Raw genomic sequence first — 7,286 nt, forward strand, 5'->3', positions numbered from 1 at the left:
ATTATTGGGTTAAAATTCTTCAGTAAGGTTTTCAATACCTTACTGAAGAATGATTTAGTTGTGGACTTATGGTAATACGATATTGTCTACTTTCATCGATTTTGCATTCATATCAACTGTGATACGCAATGTGGCAGCCGGTAATTTTGCAAAAATATCCATATTGTTATCTTCCGGAATGTCAAGGATTTCTGTAACTATACCGGTAGCAGTTCCTGTAATACCCCCTGCTTCGGAGAAGAATTTCGCACCTTTTTCATTTGCAGCTTCAGCAGCCGTAGCTGTATAAACCTTGAATGAAGCATAAGGTCCTCCGTCCCACCAATATTTTTTCTCGAAAGGCATCATTACGGTAGCCTGATAGACATTGTCGCTTACCTTTCGCATGAGGATAAATTCCATTGCATTGCTAAAGTCCCAGTTGTCAAGGGTTGCGATTCCTTTGTCTGGATAAACCGAGCTGATTACAGCAGCAGATACTTTTGTAGGATAACCGAGTCCGACACCTGATATGAACATATATTCAGGCTGTTTAGGTTCTTCCGCGCTTATGATTACATTATTACGGATAGGGTTGTATAATAAGCGGTAGTTACCATCCTCTCCTAAGAACTTCAGCTTCCCATCTGTTGTTTTTGTAAAGAAATCAACATTAAACAAGGCTTTAGCCAATCCTCCGCTAGGAGTATATTCATCACCATTTTTCAAAGTATGGAACATGGATAGGATTGCCTCTCCGTCTATTTCTTTGCTTGTAGCATTTGTTACGCTAAAGATACTTGAAACGATTGGTGTATCGGGACTTGACGGTTCTTCTGTATCATCCGGTAACACTTCGCCTGTTGCACTCACCTTTTTGATATCTACGGCTTTCGTTGATGAGTTCAATGTTATACGATAATAAGCGTCTTTATCCAGATTGCCATTAGGTGACCAGTCGCCTGCATCTTTAAATATTGCGGAACCTGTGAATGTACAATTTTCGGCCTTGAATACATCATTACCCCAGTTGGTATTTGAGAAAGGTTTGAAAGTTGCACCTTCATTAATGCAGATAGTCGCCTGATATGTATTCTCACCGGTACTACGCATCACCACACGGCTACGGATACTTTTACCCGGATCCCATTCAGTCGTGTAACGGCCATCGCCAGCCCCATAGGCCGCTTTGATGTCTTCTGATGATACAGTGGTTGGATAACCGATGCCCGGTCCTGTAAACACATAATAATTAGGTGCTTCTATGGCAATTGTAGGCTCGATAATAACATTCTTGCGTACAGGATTCCAATAGATAGAATATACACCACTTTCACCTATAAATTTGGCTGAAGTAGCACTTTCTCTTTCGAAGAAGTCGAGATTCACAATAACATCTTCATTTCCTATAGCTCCGGCAAGTGTGATTATACTATTCTTTTCAATATAAAGTTCATTCTTGTAGAATGTTTCCTGATGCGCAGCATCAGTAATGTTGTATTTTACCACTTCGGGTAATACACTCTCACTTAGTGTTTCCAGTAACAGGTTTTTAGCTACAGTAAATGGAATTTCGCGAGGCGTGCCTGTTCCTGCACGGGTTATTGCTGCTACATAGAGGGTGTATTCGCCACTGCGGTATACTTTTTTCTTCAGAACGGTTGTACTGGCATCCTTTACAGTAAAATTAATTCCTGCTTCGGCAGAAGAGAATTGTACAGCCAGCACATCATCGCCATCTATTATGGTCATAGGGTCGAAAGTGATAACTACTTCATTATCATTGTCAACTGCGGTTATCTTTAGGTTTTGAGGTATCTCCACCTGTGAGCCTCCGAGTTTATAGCTGTCATCCTCCTGGGGAGAACAGGCCGTAAGGAGAAAGCACAAGGCTATGATCCCGGTGGTAATATTGCGCACCATATTTTTATATTTATTGTGGAAATTATTTAATGTTTTCATAATGATTCTCATTTTGAATAATTATTCCCATCCGGGATTTTGTTTTATCTCAAATTCTGTACCCTTGGTTACATCTATTTCGTTTTTAGGCAATGGCAGATATTTTTTTGTATCATCCCATGTACGGTTCATCTTGTATGTATCGTCGGTTACAGAAAGCACAGTTTTTATATCACGGCCTTTTTCATCGCTTCCCCAACGTACAAGATCCCAGAAGCGGCTACCCTCACCGAATAGTTCGCGGCGGCGTTCCAGCTTGATATTATTAAGGGTAGCAGGTATCCGATGATTTACATCTCCGAAGGCACGGTCGCGGATGGCGTCCAGATAGGGTTTTGCTGCGCCTTCGCCTCCTGCGTAGAAACTAAGTTCTGCTGCATTCAGGTAAGTTTCGGCCAAGCGATATATACGCGTGTTGTTGTCGAAATTGAGGTCGGCATCTCCGGTTGTATTCTGGTTATATCCCACACGTGCGGTATATTTGCGCAGGAACAGGCCGGTATTTTGATAACCTGCTTCGTATGTGCCACTCGGCCATTGGATAACACTTGCATCTTTACGATAATCTCCCGCCTCATTGAAAACAGCATAAGCATCAGGTTGTACAGGACACCAGCCCCAACCAAAAGCAAACATGCCTTTCGAATCTTTAAGAGAACGTGCCGAGATCACCCTTGGCAAATAAGTACCATACCCAGCCCATGAATTTCCCCATGTTTTACCTTCAGAAAGTTGATTGCTTTCAAAGATAGATTCTTTACAAAATTCACCTTCACGAAGGAACATCCATTCTATCGGATTATCAGTGAGTTTTGTATCAGGGCTTTTTTTGATCAGATCAAATTCTCCGCTACCAATGATCTTTTTCATATCTTCAAGTACCTGAGCATATTTTGTCTGGTCTTTCTGATACATAACCACACGGGCTTTGGTCATCATAGCCATTGCTTTGTTGATACGAGATGCATTTGCTCCTGTAGTATTCATTGGCAACTCTTCTGTATTAATAGCGGCATCCAGGTCTGCGATGATTTTCTGATACACGTCGTCGGCAGAAAGTTGAGGAGCTAAGTAAGGGGGCGCCAATGGTACATCATAATAAGGGATATTACCCCATGCTTTCCAAAGTAAATGTACATAATATGCCCGTAATGTGCGTGCTTCTGCTTTAAGCCGGTTTATTTCTGCGGCTGATCCGCTTATTGCATTGTCACAGGCTTGCAATGTACTGTTGCAACGTTGGAGACCTGTATAATAGATGCTCCACCATCCTGTAGGTATATCTACAGATGTGCTTTTATATTGTGACATATAATAGTAAGGCGGCTGGTCGGTAGCATCACCTCCCCCTTTGTAGATATCGTCGGAACGGAAATCTCCGAAAATAGTCACGCTGGCAATGGACCCATTTGCATAGTTATCCATCAAAAGAATCTGATAAGAAGATGTAAGCATTTGTTCAATCACGTCTTTTGTAGCAGGAGCGCCTGCTGCAACCTGATTTGTAGGATAGACGGTAAGGAAGTCTTCTCCACAAGAGGGCAACGCCAGTAGGAGAGCACCTAGTCCCCATGTACAAATGCGTTGCATTGTATATTTGCCTTTTTTCGAAAATATATGTTTCATATTTGTAATTGTTTTCATGGTTCTTAATTAGAAGGAAATGCTGGCGCCTAATGTTATAGTACGTGCTTGTGGGTAGATGCCTTTGTCAACCCCCATATCTCCATCTCCGATTTCAGGGTCAAAACCATCATACTTGGTAAAGGTGAGCAGATTCTCGGCCGCTACATATATACGAAGGCGGTCAATACTGGCTTTTCGTGTAATGGATGCCGGAATAGTATATCCCAACTGTATATTTTTCAAACGGCAATATGCACCGTTTTTGATATATAGGTCGGATGCGCGCCAGTTGCGGTTGTCTTCACCTGCAACAAGGCGAGGGATTTTGTTTGATGTACCTGGTCCGGTCCATCTATCCAGCATCCATGACGGTAAGTTTTGTCGCGGAATATCTGAACGTTTCGAGATATCAAAAATTTTATTTCCGGTAACTCCCTGGAAGAATGCGTAGAAGTCGAGTCCTTTCCATTCTGCATTCAGAGTAAGACCGAATGTCCAGTCCGGATTTGGTTTACCTATCATATCTCTGTCTTCATCGTCGATTTTATCATCTCCATTGAGGTTTTTAAAGCGTACATCACCCGGTTTGGCATTCTCTCCGTATTTGAAGTTATATTCATCGGCTTCTTCCTGGGTCTGTAATATTCCATCGGTACGATATCCGTAGAAATATGGGCTAGGCATTCCGTTCTTTTGATAGATGAAATTTTCAACACCTGCTGCGCCAACACCTCCCCATGAATTCTCTCCGCTGGCATTACCGTAATCCACCAATGTATTTTTCATATAAGATGCATTCGCTTTTACACCAAAGTTTACGTCTTGTATTTCGCCACGGTAACTCACGTCAAATTCCCAACCGGAATTATCCATTGTACCTGAATTGGCTAGAGGTGCGCGCAGTCCTACGTAGCTCGGAGTTGGCTTTTCGCGAAGCATACCCACAGTGCGTTTCTTGTAATAGTCTACTGTCAGTGTGAGGGAATTTCTCAGGAAGCCTAGATCGAGACCTATATCGGTTTGTTTGCTTTCCTCCCATTTTAAGTCGGGATTTGGAAGGCGGCCGCTGCTTATACCATAGTACATATTGTCTCCGAAATAATAGTTTTGCCCGCCATCCATCAGACTCATATATGCATAGGCGTCGATCCTCTGGTTACCGTTGACACCCCAGCTGCCTCTAAGCTTCATATTGTGGAACCAGTCTGGAGTAATATCTTTCATAAACGGTTCGTTAAGCACATTCCAACCTACCGAAAAGGATGGGAATGTTCCCCACTTGTTGTTACTACCAAATTTGTCGGAACCATCACGACGTACTGTTGCCTGAAGCATATAGCGCTCGGCAAAGTTATAATCTAAACGTCCGAAATAAGAGGCCAGAGTTGTGCTGGATGCGCTACCTCCACTGCGGCGGCCACCTTTAGTCGCATCACCACGCGTTGCGTCGATCACCATCATGGAAGGGTCGTAAGAGATGTGTTCATATCCGCTGCCGCTAAGTCCGCGTACGGAATATTCACGTGCCGATTGTCCTGCAAGGAGTGTAAAAAAATGGTCTTCGCCTATTTTGAAATTATAGTTCAATGTATTTTCGATTTGCCATGTAGCCCCACGGTTCATACTGGACCAGATTTCCGATTTTGCAGGATCTTCATTCGACGCAGCTGAGTTATCCGACAGATAATAAGGGAATCTGTAGCCATCATTGCCCCAGAACGCAAGGTCGAATCCGTAGCTGCTTTTGAATGTCAAACCTTTATACAGATTTAATTCACCCCAGAACGTTCCGATGAATTTGTCTTCATTATCGTAGCTCTTGTCGGGACGTAACATCAAACCAATCGGATTCCGAATTTCCTGAAAGTAAGCTGGAGCCGGAGTTAATACACGACCGTCTTTTGCTTTAACTGCATACGGATGTTTCTCGAGCAATGCTTTTCCATCATCTTCCGACAGGTATACGCTCAGGTTAGGGGGTAAAGTAGTTGCACTACCCAATACTGTGCCGAATACATCGTTTGTACCTATCCCTATTTTTTTACCTCGGGAATAAGTGACGTTCGAACCAATTTTCAATTTATTAAGGAAACTGCGTTCTTTTTCCGCGTTGTATACTTCGTAAGTATTGTTGCTGCGAACACTCCAGCGTTTGTAATTTGAAGCTTTATAGTTACCGCCGATAATACCCTCCTGATCGAAGTAACCGAAAGACAGATAATATGAAAGTTTGTCATTTCCGCCGGAGATACTGATCTGATGATTTTGTACCGGAGCGTCTTTATTGAACACCTCTTCCTGCCAGTCGGTATTCGGAGTTAGTCCTGCCCGTGCATCGGCAATATCCTTGGAAGAGTAGAGTAGGGCTTCTCCATTGTTTAAATACAGTTCGTTAACCAGTACCATGTACTGTTCCGAGTTGAGGACAGCTTTTTTCTTCCATGGATTTTGGAATCCATAACTCATGTCATAGCTGATCTTAGGTTTTCCTGCTACTCCTGTTTTGGTTGTTATCAGAACAACACCATTCGCTGCACGCGATCCGTATACAGCAGCCGATGCTCCGTCTTTCAGTATTTCCACTGATGCAATATCGGAAGGGTTCAGGTTAGTGATACCTCCGTCTACGGCCATTCCGTCTACGATGTATAGGGGATCACTGTTGCCGGTAGTACCGATACCACGTATGCGAACAGTAGAACCACTGCCCGGTTGTCCTGAGCCTTGTGTAACCTGTACACCGGATACCTGTCCTTTCAGTACATTCTCTATACGTGAAGGGGTCAGTTTCTCAATATCAGAAGACTTTACACTGCTGATTGCGGCTGTAACCACACTTTTTTTCTGAACACCATATCCGATGACCACTACTTCATCCAGCATTTGCTGAGTGAGGCTTAAGGCTACATTTATTGTACCTCCCGTAGCAGGCCTTTCCTGAGTTACATATCCGACATATGTAAATATCAAAGTAGCTCCGGATGGAACTTTAATAGAATACTGACCGTCCAGATCGGTCATAGTACCATTTGTGGTCCCCTTCTCGGAGACTGATACACCGATTAACGTTTCTCCTGTAGCTGCATCTGTTACAGTTCCTTTTATTTCAGACGTTTGTCCGAATACAGCCAGGGAAGAAAAAAGAAATAGAGGAAGAATGAATAAAATTTTCCAAAAGATGGGTTCTCTCTTCATGATTGTTAATTTAAGGTTGATTTAATTAATAGTTTTTAGAGCCTTTTCAAGAATCTTTTGCAAACATACTCCCCTTCTATTTTTTTTTATAATTTTTTAATACATCAAAAACTCAAAAATGAATATAAATGAATACTACAATACTACTACATTGGTTTTATTTATTATTGATAGATAGTTAGTTATGTAAATAATTCTGTTGTTTGTGTTTTATTTAACAATTAATATTGTATATTTGGATTCGATAGTATTCAAACAGTGGTTTAAGGAAATCTGTTTGAATAGCTAATGACTACAAATTATGACTATTTTGAACGTTGAATAAGACTATCGGCAGTCATAATGATTAGATGTGTAACCAAATTGATAGATAACGATTTATATATTAATGAGGCAAAAATTGCATAATACGACATTTTGTTCTGTCATTTTATTTGCTGATAATTTGGCGATTAAATACTTTTTTGTTAGAGAGAGAGAGAGAGAGAGAGAGAGAGAGAGAGAGAGAGAGAGAGAGTAAGTAA

The 7,286-nt window shown here is 41.8% G+C and carries 3 protein-coding genes; all 3 read right to left on the minus strand.

From position 1 onward, the window contains the following. Positions 1-66: 66 nt before the first annotated feature. From HMPREF9455_RS07200 to HMPREF9455_RS07210, 3 genes are read right to left on the minus strand one after another with little or no spacing between them, the layout of a single operon-like run. Positions 67-1,941, minus strand: coding sequence for a hypothetical protein (locus HMPREF9455_RS07200; protein WP_044215683.1), 1,875 nt, complete (start codon positions 1,939-1,941; stop codon positions 67-69). Positions 1,942-1,962: 21 nt separating this feature from the next. Beyond that, on the minus strand, positions 1,963-3,567 hold the full coding sequence (locus HMPREF9455_RS07205) for a RagB/SusD family nutrient uptake outer membrane protein (protein ID WP_006798978.1): 1,605 nt from the start codon (positions 3,565-3,567) through the stop codon (positions 1,963-1,965). Between the two features lie 27 nt (positions 3,568-3,594). Then, positions 3,595-6,762: a SusC/RagA family TonB-linked outer membrane protein gene (locus HMPREF9455_RS07210; RefSeq protein WP_006798979.1), complete on the minus strand. Its 3,168-nt coding sequence runs from the start codon at positions 6,760-6,762 to the stop codon at positions 3,595-3,597. Positions 6,763-7,286: the final 524 nt, after the last annotated feature.

The sequence above is a fragment of the Dysgonomonas gadei ATCC BAA-286 genome (assembly GCF_000213555.1).
Classification (GTDB): Bacteria; Bacteroidota; Bacteroidia; order Bacteroidales; family Dysgonomonadaceae; genus Dysgonomonas; species Dysgonomonas gadei.

Coding starts and splice junctions, on each gene's coding strand:
- HMPREF9455_RS07200 (WP_044215683.1), bottom strand. CDS start 1,941: ATGAAAACATTAAATAATTTCCACAATAAATATAAAAATATGGTGCGC.
- HMPREF9455_RS07205 (WP_006798978.1), bottom strand. CDS start 3,567: ATGAAACATATATTTTCGAAAAAAGGCAAATATACAATGCAACGCATT.
- HMPREF9455_RS07210 (WP_006798979.1), bottom strand. CDS start 6,762: ATGAAGAGAGAACCCATCTTTTGGAAAATTTTATTCATTCTTCCTCTA.